General features: G+C 42.8%; 16 protein-coding genes. 10 read left to right on the plus strand and 6 right to left on the minus strand.

What is annotated here, in order from left to right:
- Positions 1–9 precede the first annotated feature (9 nt).
- Together QR42_RS02180 and QR42_RS02185 are read left to right on the plus strand one after the other, a co-directional pair.
- Positions 10–1,398, plus strand: coding sequence for an APC family permease (locus QR42_RS02180; protein ID WP_039176540.1), 1,389 nt, complete (start codon positions 10–12; stop codon positions 1,396–1,398).
- A complete protein-coding gene (locus tag QR42_RS02185) occupies positions 1,373–2,767 on the plus strand; it encodes an NAD-dependent succinate-semialdehyde dehydrogenase (RefSeq protein ID WP_039176544.1) in 1,395 nt (464 codons plus the stop codon). Before QR42_RS02180 ends, QR42_RS02185 begins: the two co-directional genes overlap by 26 nt.
- Before the next feature lie 44 nt (positions 2,768–2,811).
- Here QR42_RS02185 and QR42_RS02190 read toward each other — a convergent pair whose 3' ends face one another.
- The 3 genes from QR42_RS02190 to QR42_RS02200 form a co-directional block, all read right to left on the minus strand.
- Complete coding sequence (locus QR42_RS02190; protein WP_039176546.1) at positions 2,812–3,408, minus strand: NAD(P)H-dependent oxidoreductase; 597 nt, start codon at positions 3,406–3,408, stop codon at positions 2,812–2,814.
- A 166-nt stretch (positions 3,409–3,574) separates the two neighbouring features.
- Positions 3,575–4,189, minus strand: a complete 615-nt coding sequence (locus tag QR42_RS02195; protein ID WP_039176549.1) for a YcnI family copper-binding membrane protein — start codon at positions 4,187–4,189, stop codon at positions 3,575–3,577.
- Between the two features lie 16 nt (positions 4,190–4,205).
- Positions 4,206–5,840 carry a copper resistance CopC/CopD family protein gene (locus QR42_RS02200; RefSeq protein ID WP_039176551.1) on the minus strand — a complete coding sequence of 545 codons (1,635 nt, stop codon included), beginning with the start codon at positions 5,838–5,840 and terminating at the stop codon, positions 4,206–4,208.
- A gap of 507 nt (positions 5,841–6,347) precedes the next feature.
- Here QR42_RS02200 and QR42_RS02205 point away from each other — a divergent pair.
- The 5 genes from QR42_RS02205 to QR42_RS02225 all read left to right on the plus strand — a co-directional run bounded on the left by QR42_RS02205 (position 6,348) and on the right by QR42_RS02225 (position 11,901).
- Positions 6,348–7,790 (plus strand): PTS mannitol transporter subunit IIBC, encoded by a 1,443-nt coding sequence (locus QR42_RS02205; protein WP_039176553.1) that lies wholly within the window; start codon positions 6,348–6,350, stop codon positions 7,788–7,790.
- 95 nt (positions 7,791–7,885) lie between these two features.
- Positions 7,886–8,320: a PTS mannitol transporter subunit IIA gene (locus QR42_RS02210; RefSeq protein WP_039176556.1), complete on the plus strand. Its 435-nt coding sequence runs from the start codon at positions 7,886–7,888 to the stop codon at positions 8,318–8,320.
- Position 8,321: 1 nt separating this feature from the next.
- Complete coding sequence (locus tag QR42_RS02215; protein ID WP_039176559.1) at positions 8,322–9,443, plus strand: mannitol-1-phosphate 5-dehydrogenase; 1,122 nt, start codon at positions 8,322–8,324, stop codon at positions 9,441–9,443.
- A gap of 101 nt (positions 9,444–9,544) precedes the next feature.
- On the plus strand, positions 9,545–11,293 hold the full coding sequence (locus QR42_RS02220; protein ID WP_039176562.1) for a methyl-accepting chemotaxis protein: 1,749 nt from the start codon (positions 9,545–9,547) through the stop codon (positions 11,291–11,293).
- Positions 11,294–11,508: 215 nt separating this feature from the next.
- Complete coding sequence (locus tag QR42_RS02225) at positions 11,509–11,901, plus strand: RidA family protein (protein WP_039176565.1); 393 nt, start codon at positions 11,509–11,511, stop codon at positions 11,899–11,901.
- A gap of 31 nt (positions 11,902–11,932) precedes the next feature.
- Here QR42_RS02225 and QR42_RS02230 read toward each other — a convergent pair whose 3' ends face one another.
- From QR42_RS02230 to QR42_RS02240, 3 genes are read right to left on the minus strand one after another with little or no spacing between them, the layout of a single operon-like run.
- The gene (locus tag QR42_RS02230) at positions 11,933–12,166 is read right to left on the minus strand and encodes a DUF2651 family protein (protein WP_039176568.1); all 234 of its coding nucleotides are present in this window, start codon (positions 12,164–12,166) and stop codon (positions 11,933–11,935) included.
- A 25-nt stretch (positions 12,167–12,191) separates the two neighbouring features.
- Positions 12,192–12,485 carry a DUF5316 family protein gene (locus QR42_RS02235; RefSeq protein WP_039176570.1) on the minus strand — a complete coding sequence of 98 codons (294 nt, stop codon included), beginning with the start codon at positions 12,483–12,485 and terminating at the stop codon, positions 12,192–12,194.
- Between the two features lie 26 nt (positions 12,486–12,511).
- Positions 12,512–12,889 (minus strand): VOC family protein, encoded by a 378-nt coding sequence (locus QR42_RS02240; RefSeq protein ID WP_039176573.1) that lies wholly within the window; start codon positions 12,887–12,889, stop codon positions 12,512–12,514.
- Between the two features lie 184 nt (positions 12,890–13,073).
- On the opposite strand from QR42_RS02240, the gene QR42_RS02245 reads away from it, so the two are divergent.
- The 3 genes from QR42_RS02245 (at position 13,074) to QR42_RS02255 (ending at position 15,163) form a co-directional block, all read left to right on the plus strand.
- Positions 13,074–13,340 (plus strand): excalibur calcium-binding domain-containing protein, encoded by a 267-nt coding sequence (locus QR42_RS02245; protein ID WP_084096344.1) that lies wholly within the window; start codon positions 13,074–13,076, stop codon positions 13,338–13,340.
- Between the two features lie 127 nt (positions 13,341–13,467).
- On the plus strand, positions 13,468–14,223 hold the full coding sequence (locus QR42_RS02250; protein WP_024425552.1) for a Cof-type HAD-IIB family hydrolase: 756 nt from the start codon (positions 13,468–13,470) through the stop codon (positions 14,221–14,223).
- Positions 14,224–14,404: 181 nt separating this feature from the next.
- Positions 14,405–15,163 carry a LamB/YcsF family protein gene (locus QR42_RS02255; RefSeq protein ID WP_039176576.1) on the plus strand — a complete coding sequence of 253 codons (759 nt, stop codon included), beginning with the start codon at positions 14,405–14,407 and terminating at the stop codon, positions 15,161–15,163.
- The last annotated feature ends 13 nt before the right edge of the window (positions 15,164–15,176 follow it).

Here is a 15,176-nt window from a genome sequence, read left to right on the forward strand (position 1 = left end):
GATGGTTGTATGCAAAAACAACAAATGGCAAAAACGATGTCGCAGTCAGACGTGCTGTTTTTGTCCATTGGTGCAATGCTTGGCTGGGGCTGGGTTGTACTTTCGGGAGATTGGATTTTAACAGCGGGCTTTTTAGGCAGTGTGATTGCCTTTGTGATAGGAGGCATTCTCGTGATTTTTATTGGACTCACGTATGCCGAGCTTTCATCTGCAATTCCAGAGACAGGCGGGGGGCTCGTCTTTGTCCAACGGGCATTTGGGATGAAAGCAGCGTTCGTCTCAGCATGGGGCGTATTGTTTGGTTATGTGTCTGTGATTACGTTTGAAGCTGTCGCCTTGCCGACCGTCATTGATTATGTGATTCCAACACAGCATGTTGGCTTCTTATGGAATATAGGGGGATGGGACGTTTATTTCACGTGGGTATTGATTGGATCTGGCGGTGCATTGTTTTTAACAGCGCTGAATTACATTGGGGCGAAGCCTGCCGCCATTTTCCAGTCCGTGTTCACTGTGGCAATTATTCTGACAGGTTTTCTCCTTTTAGGCGGCGCAACATTTAATGGAGATTTTGCAAACCTTGAGCCGATGTTTCAAGGCGGGGTTGGCGGTCTCATGGCGGTATTAGTCATGATTCCCTTTTTATTCGTTGGGTTTGATGTCATTCCACAAGTAGCAGCGGAAATTCATGCACCAAAGAAAATCATTGGGAGAATCTTGATTATTTCTATCGTAAGCGCGGTCGTTTTTTATCTGCTTATTGTCTTTGGGGTAGCTGCTGGAATGTCAAAAGGACAGCTTGAAGCCTCTTCATTAGCGACAGCAGATGCCATGGTTCAGCTTCTCGGTCATCAAGCATTTGGAACAGTGCTGGTTATTGGCGGTGTAGCAGGGATTGTGACGAGCTGGAATGCCTTTATTATCGGTGCAAGCCGTATCTTATACGCTATGGCGGAAAGAGGCATGATTTCCAAATGGTTTGCGTATATTCATCCAAAGTATAAGACACCGACAAATGCGATTTTGTTTCTTGGGGCATTGGCCTTTTTTGCTCCATTATTAGGCCGTCCTGCCCTCGTGTGGATTGTGAATGCGGGCGGTGTCGGAATCATCGTCGGGTACTTAATTGTGTCCATCGCCTTTATGAGACTTCGCAAAATAGAAGCCGAGCTTGAGCGTCCATACCGCATTAAATATTGGCGGACGACAGGCGTTCTAGCCATTGGACTGAGTCTTCTTTTTCTTTCATTTTACTTTCCAGGAATGCCGGCCTCCTTATCATGGCCAGCTGAATGGATTTTGCTTTTAGGTTGGGTACTCATTGGGTATATACTATATGTAATGAATCCAAGAACGAAGGAGACGGTAGAGCATGACAAACGAACTCAAAGTGTATAATCCTGCAACAGGAGAAGAAATTGCTTCAGTTGCTCAGCATACAAAAGAACAGATCGAAGACGCAATTTCCCGCTCACATAAAGCATTCAAAGCATGGGCCAAAACGTCAGCGCATGAGCGTGCCAATATCATTCGCAAGTGGTTTGATCTGATGATTGAACATAAAGAAAGGCTTGCGAAAATCATTACAGAAGAAAACGGGAAGCCGTATCAAGAAGCATTAGGGGAAATCGTCTATGCGGCTGGTTATATTGAATGGTACGCGGAGGAAGCAAAGCGAATCTATGGAAGAACCATCCCATCACATACGACAAGTAAACGCCTTTTCGTCACAAAACAGCCAGTTGGTCCTGTTGCTGCCATTACTCCGTGGAATTTCCCTGCGGCGATGATTACGAGAAAGGCAGCCCCAGCGCTTGCAGCAGGCTGTACGTTTATTGTAAAACCTGCTGAAGATACACCGCTGACAGCTATTGAACTAGTAAAATTAGGTCATGAAGCTGGTATTCCAGAGGATGCATTGCAATGGGTTGTCGGAGATGGCAAAGAAGTGGGTGAAATCTTCACAGATAGTCCATTGATTCGAAAAATCACGTTTACAGGCTCAACGCCCGTCGGAAAGCATTTGATCAAAAACAGTGCCAGCACAGTCAAACATGTATCAATGGAGCTTGGCGGTCATGCCCCACTCATCGTAGACAAGGACGCAAATCTTGAACTAGCTGTCAAACAAGCAGTGGCGTCTAAGTTCCGTAATGCAGGACAAACCTGCGTCTGTGCCAACCGCTTAATTGTGCATGAAGACATTCATGAAGCATTTGCGCAAAGGTTCAGCAAAGAAGTAGAGAAGCTGAAAGTGGGCAATGGCTTTGAAGAAGGCACATCTATCGGTCCAATTATCAACAAGCGCGGCTTTGATAAAATTGTCGGCCAAATTCAAGATGCAGTGGATAAAGGGGCGAAAGTTCTTGTCGGCGGCGATACGCATTTCGACGATGACAAATCATATTATTTTGTCCAGCCAACGGTTCTTACACATGTGGACCCTTCGATGAACATCATGCATGAAGAGACCTTTGGTCCAGTGGCACCGATTACGATATTCCAAACGTTAGATGAGGCAATTGAATTAGCCAACGATACACCTTTTGGCCTTGCAGCTTATTTCTTTACAGAAAATTATCGGAACGGGCTCTACATTTCCGAACATCTCGATTATGGAATTATTGGCTGGAATGATGGCGGTCCATCAGCTGTCCAAGCACCGTTCGGCGGTATGAAAGAGAGCGGAATAGGGCGAGAAGGTGGAATCGAAGGAATCGAACCATATTTAGAAACAAAATATGTATCTATTGGTTTAGACGAATAAACGTGAAAAAGACTGTCTGAGGAATCTCAGCAGTCTTTTTTATGTTATACAGCCGGCGGGAAAAGCTGGTCCACCGTTTCTTTCGTTTCTTTCAGAATTTCATGTATGTAATCTGCAGATGCCTGTTCCATACTGCTGAACAAAAGCCGTTCGACAGGCTGAACCCCAATAAGATTAAAGACTTCTGTATCCGTTGTCATGTGATGAGAGGAGGAGAAGCTCATATTGGAATCAAGAAAATTCCTCGGGGCATCGTGCGTGTTGATAATGACCCCTTTTTTGTGCCGAAGTAAATTTTCAATCACTCCATGCTCATTCTTCTGATAAGCAAAGCCCTCAGAAAAGACGCGCTCTACATAGCCCTTTAGCATAGCTGGCAAGCCTGTCCACCATATTGGAAAAATAAACGTCAGCACATCCGCTTGCTGAATCAGCTTCTGCTCTCTTTGAATGTCGATCGGGACATCACCGCATTTGATCGCAGCCTTTTCTGCAATGGTGAGCTCTGGAGAAAAACCTAGCGCATAGACATCACGAACAGTCACTTTATGACCATTGTTCAATAGAGTGCTCACAACAAGATCTAATAAGGTTTGATTTAAGCTTTGCTGGGGATGAGCAAAAATGATTACATGGTTCATCTCATAGCCTCCTATGTGGTCATCTGTCTCATTATGGCATGTGGATTTATCCTATTCAATCCTATATTGGTAATAACAAGTTGGGAAAATGGAAAATAATTGATTTTTAAATGTGTAAAGGAAGAAAAAGCGATCGTTTCTAAGAAAACGATCGCTCATACAGCTTTTATTTTTTTCTAAAAGCAAGTCCCAGTGCAATCAGTGCCACGACTAGAGCAGCAATGGACAGACCAAGGACAAGTGGTGAGGAAGAAGCAGAGGCTGTTTCAGAGGCCTTCTCTTCTTTGGGTTTTTCTTGACCATGTGAATCCGTTACGGTATTAGATGCCACAATGTTTGTGATGGAATGAGGTTTATCAGCATCTTTATCGCCAGTCCATTCAACGACTGTTCCATCCTTATAATATTGATACGCATCCCATGCAGCTTCACCAGCTTTTTCAGGGTTTTTCGCTACAAAAACGAATTGCTGAAATTGTCCAGCAAGCACACCTTTACCAGTTGCCTCCCAAGTCACTCTTGTCACCTTGCCATCTTTCTCTTCAGTTGACGTTTTCCAGCCAGGTACAGGCTCATATTGCTGGAATTCTACGCCTTTAGGAATTGTCACGACAACCTTAGTCGTTGGACTGTCACTTTCAGAAGGAACCTTTAATGTATAGGTCTCCCAAACATTTGTCGCAGACGTATCAGGCTTGACTGTTACGTGCGCACTCACAGGAATCGCCAATAAAAATGAAGCGAGAAGCATTGGTAATAAAGCTTTAACGTATTTTTTCATATGTGATGAACTCCTTTTAGTTTCTTCTAATAAAGGTGGTATCGATATTCTCAAAAGAACCAGTTAACGCATGGATTTCAATTTTCCATGTGCCTTTTTCATTTAATAAGAGATTTTCAGCAGAGAAATGACCATTTTTTAATCGTTTCAGCTGAAATTCACTTGGTGTCTCATCACCGAATAAAGCCACCTTATGAATCTTGGCTGTCACAGATTGAATATCAGTCATCGTTTCACCATTCTTCTTTGTAAATGCCACTTCGAATGAGTTTTTCCCCGGGGCATTCGGGGTAATGCTCAAGGACACAATGTCACGATGCTCGACCTGATTGGCGCCAAAGAAAGGCTCAGGTGCAGGCGGAGGAGGGCTTGGAATATTAGTAAAGACAGCCGTTAATAACAAAATGGCGATCCCGATCATCCATTCAGCTCGTAAGGAAAAGCTGCGTTTCTGCTTTTTTTCCCATCTCAGCATCAAGTAATGCATAAGCCCAAGCAGGCCCATGATGATAAATAAACCAAGCTTGATTAAAAAGGTACGTCCGTATGCTGATTGGAAAAGAGCGTCAAACGATTGCAAAATAAAGATGGCATTCACAAATCCTGAAAACACAATAAGTCCAACAGAGAGCAGTGCCCAAGGATGAAATGCTGCGAGCGTATTCCGTATGAGCGGCTCATCTTCATTTGGCAGTTTCTTCATCAATAGAAGGACAATGGCTGTTAAACCACCAACCCAAATCGAAGCAGAGACGAGATGGATGAAATCAAGTGATGTTGTGAGTATTTTATTGTCTGTTGCGGCTGGATGTCCGATTTGTGCTTTCAACCAAAGCAGCACTGTGAAGAGAAGCAGTGGAAACAGCCAAACACGAAAAGAAGAGAAGTCCCCTTTTCTCACCGCCACAATTGTCCAGATGGTGAGAAGTACAAATGACGCCATAAGCATCATCCACAGACTACCGCCAGAAGTGGACGCAATCGTTTCTTGTAAAAGCGAAGGCTGAAATGCCCCAAAAAAGGACACGTCTGCCGCTGATTTTGTCTGAATCGGCAGCTGGAACACAAGTGCTCCGCCCATCATGATCAATGACAATGTCAAAAGCCGCTTCATTCGTTTCGCCAATACAGGTGAAATCGCTGCCCTGAACCAAAGCAGTCCAAACAAAATGGTGCCAAGGAATAAGCTGAATGACGTATAAAGAAAGGCTTTATCAATAGTTGAAGCCACATCAATGGATTCATCCGTCTGACCTTGCTCTAATTGGTCAAAACCGCCAGCCGCTTTTCCAATACTAAACGGAATCATGCCAGAGACAGAGTGCCCGTCCGCTGATACCGCATTCCACTGAATGGTGTAAATCCCTTTTGGTAAATTCTTTTTTAAAGCCGCTTCCATGATCTTTTGATCTTTAATGATCGTATCTCCTTTATCCACACGATCACCTTTTGCATTTAGCACCTTAATGGCATGAAACCCGCTCTCAATTCCTTCACTAAATGTGATCGAGACTGAAGGAGGCTGCTGATCCAGCTCTTCATTTGCCGCTGGGTTCGAGCTCACGACATATGCATGAGCAAATGCTTCCTTTGGAATGAAAAAAGCGAACATGACCATAAGAAGCAGAAGCCACTGACTATTTTTAAACAAGGTGAATAACCGCCTTTCTACCTATGAAAATGTCTCATGTATCAGAAAGAAAGCGGCAGTAAACTGTGAGTCACAGAAAAAACCGCTCTTCCTATTGTACCGCCCTCTCTAAAAGGTAAACGAAACAAATAGCAAGATGGTTCACTTTTTCTGTGTCATGTCTGCGCAGACATTTCTTAATTGAATAGGTTTGATCAATTATAAGCCTATTCGATTTAAGAAGAGGAAACAAGAAGTGACCATTTGAAAGTTGTGAAATTCCCATGAATTTTGCGTGAAAACAACGGCATATCAAGCTTTCCACCCATTATATGTTGAGATCTGACAGAGAATTCACATCATTTTTCAATTTTGTCACACACGATGTGACAAAGTGACATTTAGTTTCAATTGATGAGAAAGTGAAAGCGTTTTACGATAGGCATAAGGGCTTCACTGAATCTTGTTCTTATATCTTTTGACCTATAAAGCCCTAAATAAAGGGAGAGAAGAAAGGAGTTTTCATAGATGCAGGAAAAAAGCGGATTTCGCGTAAAAGTACAGCGCTTTGGAAGCTATTTAAGCGGTATGATCATGCCGAATATTGGAGCGTTTATCGCTTGGGGACTCATCACTGCATTGTTCATTCCAAGTGGTTATTTTCCAAATGAACAATTAAATACACTTGTTGGTCCAATGATCAACTACTTGCTGCCGCTCTTAATCGGTTACACAGGCGGTAAGCTCGTATATGACCATCGAGGCGGGGTACTCGGTGCAACCGCTACGATCGGGGTTATTGTCGGTTCGGACATCCCAATGTTTTTAGGTGCGATGATCATGGGACCGCTTGGCGGGTATCTCATTAAGAAAATCGACCAGCTGTTTAAAGACCGAATCAGATCAGGTTTTGAAATGCTGATTAATAATTTTAGTGCAGGTATTCTAGGTGCCATTTTAGTCGCCATTGCTTTCTACGCCATCGGCCCAGTGGTACTAGGTCTGAATAAAGCCCTTGCGGCAGGTGTAGATATCATTGTCAATGCACATTTACTTCCGCTGGCAAGTATCTTCATTGAACCAGCAAAAGTATTGTTCTTAAACAATGCAATTAACCAAGGAATTTTAGGTCCATTAGGGGTGGAGCAAGCGGCGAAGACAGGCCAGTCCGTTCTGTTCTTGCTTGAAACTAACCCAGGACCAGGTCTCGGTGTCCTTCTGGCCTACATGTTCTTTGGAAGAGGGACAGCAAAGCAGTCTGCACCGGGTGCGATTGTCATTCAATTCTTAGGGGGAATCCATGAGATTTACTTCCCATACATCTTAATGAAGCCAAAGCTCATTTTAGCGGTAATTGCTGGGGGAGCAAGCGGCGTTCTAACTTTTACACTGTTAAATGCAGGCTTAAAGGCTGTGCCGTCACCAGGAAGTATCATCGCTCTTATGCTCATGTCACCAAAAGGCGGCCACCTTGCCGTTCTAGCAGGTGTTGTCGTGGCAGCGGTCGTATCATTCCTTGTCGCTTCTGTCATTTTGAAAGCGTCTAAAGCAGTGGATGAAGACTTAACAGCAGCAACAGAAAAAATGCAAGACATGAAAGGCAAGAAAAGTGCAGCAGCAGCTGCTCTTACAGCACAAAAAGAAGGTGCTGAAGCAAGCGAGCAAGCAGCATCTCCAGATGAAATCAATCCAGATGACGTGAACAAAATCATCTTTGCCTGTGATGCAGGAATGGGCTCAAGTGCGATGGGCGCATCCGTTTTAAAGAATAAAGTCAAAAAGGCAGAACTTGATATTGATGTGACAAATACATCCATCAGCAACATTCCAGATGATGCCGATGTAGTCTTTACTCATAAAGATTTAACAGATAGAGCGAAGGCAAAACTGCCAGGAGCTGTGCATATTTCAGTTGATAATTTCTTAAACAGCCCGAAATACGATGAGCTGATTGAGAAATTGAAAAAATAACATGACGAAACGGGTTGAGTCCAATTTTTCCTAATTGAACTCCCCGTTTTGGTTGTTTTCTAATTTTCTATTCTAAAAAAGGTGTGTGATCTTTCATGAAACAAGTACTTTCAAAAGACAATATTTTTCTAAACGAACAAGCGGGCTCTAAAGAAGAAGCCATTAAAAAAGCAGGCGAAGTCTTAGTGGCAAACGGTTATGTCACAAGTGATTATGTTGACAAAATGTTTGAAAGAGAAAATATTTCTTCTACATTTATGGGCAACGGAATTGCCATTCCTCATGGAACAGAGGATGCGAAAGCGGCTGTCCTTCATTCAGGGATTTCCATTATCCAAATTCCAGACGGCGTTGAATACGGCGAGGGGAATATTGCTAAAGTTGTATTTGGCATCGCTGGTAAAAACAATGAGCATCTCGATATTCTTTCTCAAATTGCGATTGTCTGTTCAGAAGAAGAAAACGTAGAGCGTATCCTTCATGCAAAGGATCAGGATGAACTGATCGCCATCTTTAACGAGGTGAACTAACATGAAGGCACTTCATTTTGGAGCAGGAAATATTGGCAGAGGGTTTATCGGATCTTTGTTAAAAGCATCAGGATTTGAGCTCGTTTTTACCGATGTAAATGAAGCGGTCATCAACGAGCTGAATGAAAAAGGAGAATACACGGTTGAACTCGCAGCACCAGGGCAGCAGCAAGAAGTAGTCGGTCCTGTGTCAGCCATCAATTCCGCAAAAGATCCAGCCGCTTTAATAGAGGCGATTGCAACAGCTGATCTCATTACAACAGCTGTTGGACCAGCCGTTTTGAACATCATTGCTTCGTCGATTGCTGAAGGTTTAAAACAGAAAAAGCCTGATCATATCATCAACATTGTGGCATGTGAAAATATGATTGGCGGCAGCTCTCATTTAAAGAAAGCCGTTTTCTCTCATTTAACAGCTGATGAACAAGAAGCGCTGTCACACACAGTTGGTTTTCCAAACGCTGCGGTTGATCGCATTGTCCCAATTCAGCATCATGAGGACATATTGAAAGTATCAGTCGAGCCATTTTTCGAGTGGGTGATTGATGAGACAGGCTTTATTGGAGACGTTCCTCAAATTGACGGAGCGACCTTTGTACAAGATTTGACGCCATTTATTGAACGTAAACTCTTTACTGTCAACACAGGACATGCACTAGCTGCTTATGTCGGGTACGAGAAAGGTGTGCAAACGATTAAAGAAGCTGTCGATACACAAGAGATTCGTCAAGTGGTTGAAGGTGCACTTCACGAAACAGGCAGTTATTTAATCGACACATATGGCTTTCAAAAAGAAGAACATGATGCGTATATTCAAAAAATCATTAAACGATTTGAAAATGCCTTTATCTCTGATGAAGTCACGCGTGTCGCACGCTCTCCGCTTAGAAAGCTCGGAGCAGATGACCGTTTAATAGGTCCAGCGAAAAAGATCAAACAGCCACATTATTTAATTAAAGGCATCGTGGCAGCTTTGGCTTACGACTTTACTGAAGATGAAGAAGCTGTTCGTCTGCAGGCATTACGAAAAGAAAAAGGCATTGAAGGTGTGCTGGAAGAGGTATGTGGACTCTCGCCAACAGACGATCTTTATCAAGCCATTCTTAAAGAAGCAACTCGATAATTTGAAAATCCCTTTCCAACGTGCGAAAGGGATTTTCTTCTATGACTTTTTTTAATACTTTCCCCAGCTTGACGATATATAAAATAAGGGGGAATTTGTTTATGAAAAAGAAAGCGTTTGCGTCAAGAAGTGTATTTTTTCAATTAATGTCTGCCATTATCGTGATCACGATTTTAACGGGCGGACTTGTTGGAACTACGGGATATTTGTTAGCGAAACATGTATTAATTGATGCAGGGAAAGCAGATTTAAAGCACATCGTCAGCGGAGCGATGGCCACACTTGAACAGTTGAATGACCGTGTGGAGAAAAAAGAACTGACGCTTGAGCAGGCGCAAGAACAGGCCCGCCTTTACTTGAGCGGACCCAAAAATGACAACGGGAAGGGATACCAATCTCAAAAATCAGATTTTATCTATAAAAATAAAGGCTATCTGATCGCATATGGCACTGACTACTCAACCCAGGTCCATCCGGTCAACGACATCGGCGTCATTCCAGATAACACGACCAATCGTCAAAAAATGGTCGCCGGTGCCAATGCAAAAGATGAGGATGCACACTATGTGACCTATATGGATAAGGACGATGCAACCGGCGAAGAAAAGGAAAAGCTTGCCTATATGAGCCAGTTTACACCGTGGAATTGGAGTGTAGGCATCGCTGTCTTCCAGGACGAATTTTATAAAGAATTAGAGCAGATGAAGCTCTATATTATTCTCATTACAGCGGGTGTCGCCCTTCTGAGTTTAGGCGTCTTTTATTTAGCTGCCCGAGGAAAAGTCAGACTGCTCAAGCAAGTCACTGCTGCTTCAAAGGAAATTGCGGCGGGGAATATTGAACGCACGAGCTTAAAGGAAACAACGGATGAAATCGGACAGCTGGCAAAAGGCTTTAACCATATGTCAGGAGAGCTCAGAACACTGGTGAGCGGTTTACAGGAAACGAGCAGTCAGCTTGTTGAATCAGCGACAGATTTATCGGCGATATCTGAAGAAACCTCAGCCAGCAGTGAAGAAATTGGACGAGCCATCGGAGACATTTCGACTGGAACACTTCATCAAGCATCCGATCTTGAAGTAGCCAATCAACAAATGACCCAGTTTAATCAATCTATTGAGAATGTCAAAGAACAGAGTGATCAAATTAAACGGATTTCCGACCAATCGAGTCAATCATCACAGCAGGGCCAGCAAATCGTACAGCAATTAAAACAATCGAATGAACAATCGATTCAGGCGTCTCAAGGCATTAGAGCAGGAATCGAGCAGTTAAGTACAAAAGTACAGGATATTTCTCAAATCACAGATACGATTGAAAGCATTTCAAATGAGACCAATTTACTGGCACTGAATGCCAGCATTGAAGCAGCACGTGCAGGAGAGCACGGCAAAGGCTTCTCAGTTGTCGCGAGTGAAGTGCGGAATTTAGCTGAGCAGACAAAACAATCAGCCGTTCAAATTCAGCAAATGATCCAAGGCATTAAAGAAGAAACGACAACAACAGCTGGTATCATGTCTAACACAATGGATCGTTTTGCCGAGCTGGATGAAGCGGTGCATGCAACAGAAAACGAATTCAATGCCATCTCTACATTGATTTCACAAACCATCGTTGAAACAAACGCGATGGCAAAAGAGCTGAATACACTGCTGGAGCAAAACGACCTTATCACAAAAGCCATGCACGGCGCAGCACATGTTTCTCAAGAAAACGCAGCGGCGATCGAAGAAATCACTGCATCCACAGACGAACAAGTGACAGCCATCTCTAATGTGGCAAAAGCAGCAGAAAGACTCAATGAACTTAGCATGCGGTTGAATCAGGACATTGCGCGTTATCGTCTATAATTCATTTTGACTATGTGGTACTATGAAGTTAATCAAAACCTTGCTCACGCAAACAAAAGGAGTGTTTCAGTCATGAAAAAGAAGATATTGATGTTCTTACCTTGTGGCTATGGATACTCCACTGCTGTTTTCTTTGAAGGTAGATAGAAATTGGTGGAGTCTGTCTACAAAACGAAGAAACTAGCAGAAAAATAAACGTGAGTGAGGGACATAACATGGAAAAAATAACGAGAAAAAACCCAGAAAGTATGCCGAAACCTGTTGGTAACTACAGTCATATTACAAGGGTGCCAAAGGGTGCGGGATTATTTGTTACATCGGGTCAGGTAGGGACAGATATAGATGGGCAGATCCCATCAAGCTTAAACGACCAAGTAACGAATACGTTTGAAAATATCAAAAAAATCCTTGAATCAGAGGGATTGAATGAAGAACATGTGATCAAGGTCAATATATGGGCAACAGAAGAAATCGACTGGGATCATCTATATCCTCAGTGGGATACGATCTTCAAAACAGCTTACCCATCAATGACGGTTGCTTATGTATCAGCTTTAGGATGGCCGGAGCTGAAAATTGAAATTGAACTATGGTGTGCGGATATATGATTTAAAAAAAGAACAGCGATGCTGTTCTTTTTTACTTGAGCCGCTTTGTAATCCATCCAGCAAAGAATGTAAAGACGGTATAGACAATCACCCAAATGAGAAAAGATTCATTCCCGCCAATATAGGTGAACATGAAGATCATGCTCGCTAACAGCACAATCAAAGTAGGCATCCAAACATTCTTCAAAAGGAGCGTACCGAAAATACCAATCAGCACAGAGATAATGGGAAAGCCAAATACAATGAATAGAATAAAAACAGCCATACGACTAACTCCTTTTAACAAGTGTTTACATCAAAACATAAAAGACCGACGCAGCCATGTGCGGAAGTGCAAAAATGATCACAAGAAAAGCCGTATCAAGGCGCCACAAGCGGTGTTCTTTTGTTTCAGAATGATAGGCTGCTCGTGTCTCTTCTCCACTTGTCCATGCACCCATTAGCACCCCAGACATCACGACCCCAATAATAGAGATTCCGCCACTGACAAACCCAATCCATTCAAGGTGTTGCAACAGGATAGCGGCGCTGCAAATCACAATCATTGAGCAAACACCGACGAAAAAAGCATGTTTTTTTCTCATTTTGGTTCACTCCCTTCAAAAAAAAATTAGGAGATCGAATCACATATTTCAATGAAATGACCATCAGGATCAGACACATAAGCGACCGTTTGACCCCATGGTTTTTTTGCAGGTTCTTTGATGATGGGTACCCCTTTTTCTTTCATTGATGCAATTGTTTGATCCACATCATCCACAACAAAGCCAATCTCAAACGTTTGAGACGCTTGATTTGCTTCTGGGACAGGCAATCCGAGGGCCTCTTTGACATCCTGGCGTGAATTAATCGATAACGTCACGTCTCCAGTGTCAAACTCAACATAAGATTCAACCCTCAATTTTATAGGGAAACCAAGAACATGTTGATAGAAATGAATACTTGCCTCAACATCGTTTACATATAGAATGGTATATTTCATTTTCATGTGTAAAACTCCTCTCTTCATATACGTGTCAAAAACGGAAAGGTTTCCCACTCATTGTACCATATAGGATATAAGGTGTATTTCATACCAAAAAAATCAAAATAATTAGCTCAATAGTCTTGAAAAACAAAAAGTGGTGACATATGATAAAAATGTAAAATTAGAAAAAATAGGGGGATTTTACATGTTGAAAAAAATCATGGTAGCTGTCTTGTCTTTAGGTCTTTTATTTAGCTTTACACAAGTCGACACCCACACAGCAGATGCAAAGACAGTAAAGTACAAAAACTGCAAAGCGCTGAACAAAGTATATAAAGGTGGCGTAGCAAAAAGTAAAAACACGAAAAACAAAGGCGGGAAAACAAAGTACAAGCCTTATGTATCAAAAGCACTTTATCAAAAAAATATGCGGCTTGACCGTGATAAAGACGGCATTGCATGTGAACGCTAAGCACCTGTGAAAAGACCTGTCACAAGGTCTTTTTTCTATGGGATCAAACTCGTCCCTTTGTGCCAGCTTCATCTTTATATTAAAATAAAGATAGTTTCAAAAATCGATACAAAGTGGGGTACTCAATTTGTCAACACAAGCTCATAAGAAAGACATCCGATTGATTGCCATTGATATGGATGGCACGCTGTTAAACAGTGAGCACATCATTCCAGAGGAAAATAAACAAGCGATTAAAGAAGCTGAAGCAAAAGGGGTCCATGTAGTCATTAGCACAGGACGGACACTGATGACATGCCGAGAGCTGGTTGAGCCGCTCAAGTTATCTTCTTACCTTGTGACAGCAAACGGAAGTGAGATCTGGGATTCAAACTTCCAGCTGATCGAACGAGATCTGCTGCATCCTGATCACGTCCAAATGATGTGGGATTTAAAAAATAGGTACGAAACCGATTACTGGGCTTCGACTGTGGATAAGGTGTGGAGAGGTGAATTTCCAGAACGAATTCATGACCATGAATGGCTGAAATTTGGCTTTGATATTCATGATGATGACGTTCGTGAGGAAGTCCTCAATACATTGAAAACAAATAAGCATCTAGAAATCACAAACTCAAGTCCAACGAATATCGAAGTCAATGCTGCTGGCATTAACAAAGCGGCAGCTCTTGCAAAAGTAGCAGAACGCATTGGCTGTACGATGGATAACGTCATGTCACTTGGCGACAGTCTCAATGATATGGCGATGATTCAAGAGGCCGGATTAGGCATTGCCATGGGAAATGCGCAGGAAGTGGTGAAAGAGGCCGCTGATTGGATTACAGCTCCTAATACAGAACATGGCGTTGCAAAGGCTATCCAACATTGGGTGCTGTCTAAATAGAATGCATTTCATACAAGAAAAAGTGAGAGGACTTTGCCTCTCGCTTTTTTTGTTTTCTCTAGTTCTATTGTTATGTTTTCTGCCAATTTCATGTGCAGTCTATGGAAAGTTGATATAATCAATATAAATTCGAATATTCGGACTTTTGATTCCGTATTTCGGAACAACAAGGAGGGGTTCTATGTATCAAGTGGATATCAACTGTGATTTGGGAGAAAGTTTTGGTCAATACACAATCGGTGCAGACGAACAAATCTTAGAATATGTCACCTCAGCCAACATTGCTTGCGGTTTTCACGCAGGAGATCCAACGGTTATGAGAAAAACAGTTAGAATGGCACTGGATAAAGGGGTCAAAATTGGTGCACATCCTGGTTTGCAAGATTTGGCCGGCTTTGGCAGACGTCCAATGGCTATCTCTGCAGCGGAAGCCTATGATCTTGTCATCTATCAAATTGGCGCTCTATCAGCCTTTCTCAAGGCCGAGGGCGGCACGATGCAGCATGTCAAACCACACGGCGCCCTCTACAACATGGCGGCTAAAAATACTGAATTATCTGAATCGATTGCGAAGGCTGTGTATGATGTGGATCCAAACCTTGTGTTATTTGGTCTGTCAGGGAGTGAACTTGCGTTAGCAGGTGAACGGATAGGTCTGCAAGTGGCACATGAAGTTTTTTCTGATCGGACGTATCAAACAGACGGGACGCTGACATCGCGCCGCGAACCACATGCACTCATTGAAGAGGATGAACGTGCCGTCCAGCAGGTTGTTCGTATGGTGCGAGAAGGCAAGGTTCGTACAGTTCAAGGGGAAGATATCGAGCTCAAAGCAGATACGGTCTGCATTCACGGAGACGGCAGCCATGCGCTTCAATTTGCAAAAACCATTACAGCGAAGCTAAAAGAAGCCGGCATCCATCTCAAGGCCTTTCAATAAAAATCGTCATCAA

It is taken from the genome of Bacillus sp. WP8, from assembly GCF_000800825.1.
In the GTDB taxonomy this organism is placed as follows: domain Bacteria; phylum Bacillota; class Bacilli; order Bacillales; family Bacillaceae; genus Bacillus; species Bacillus safensis.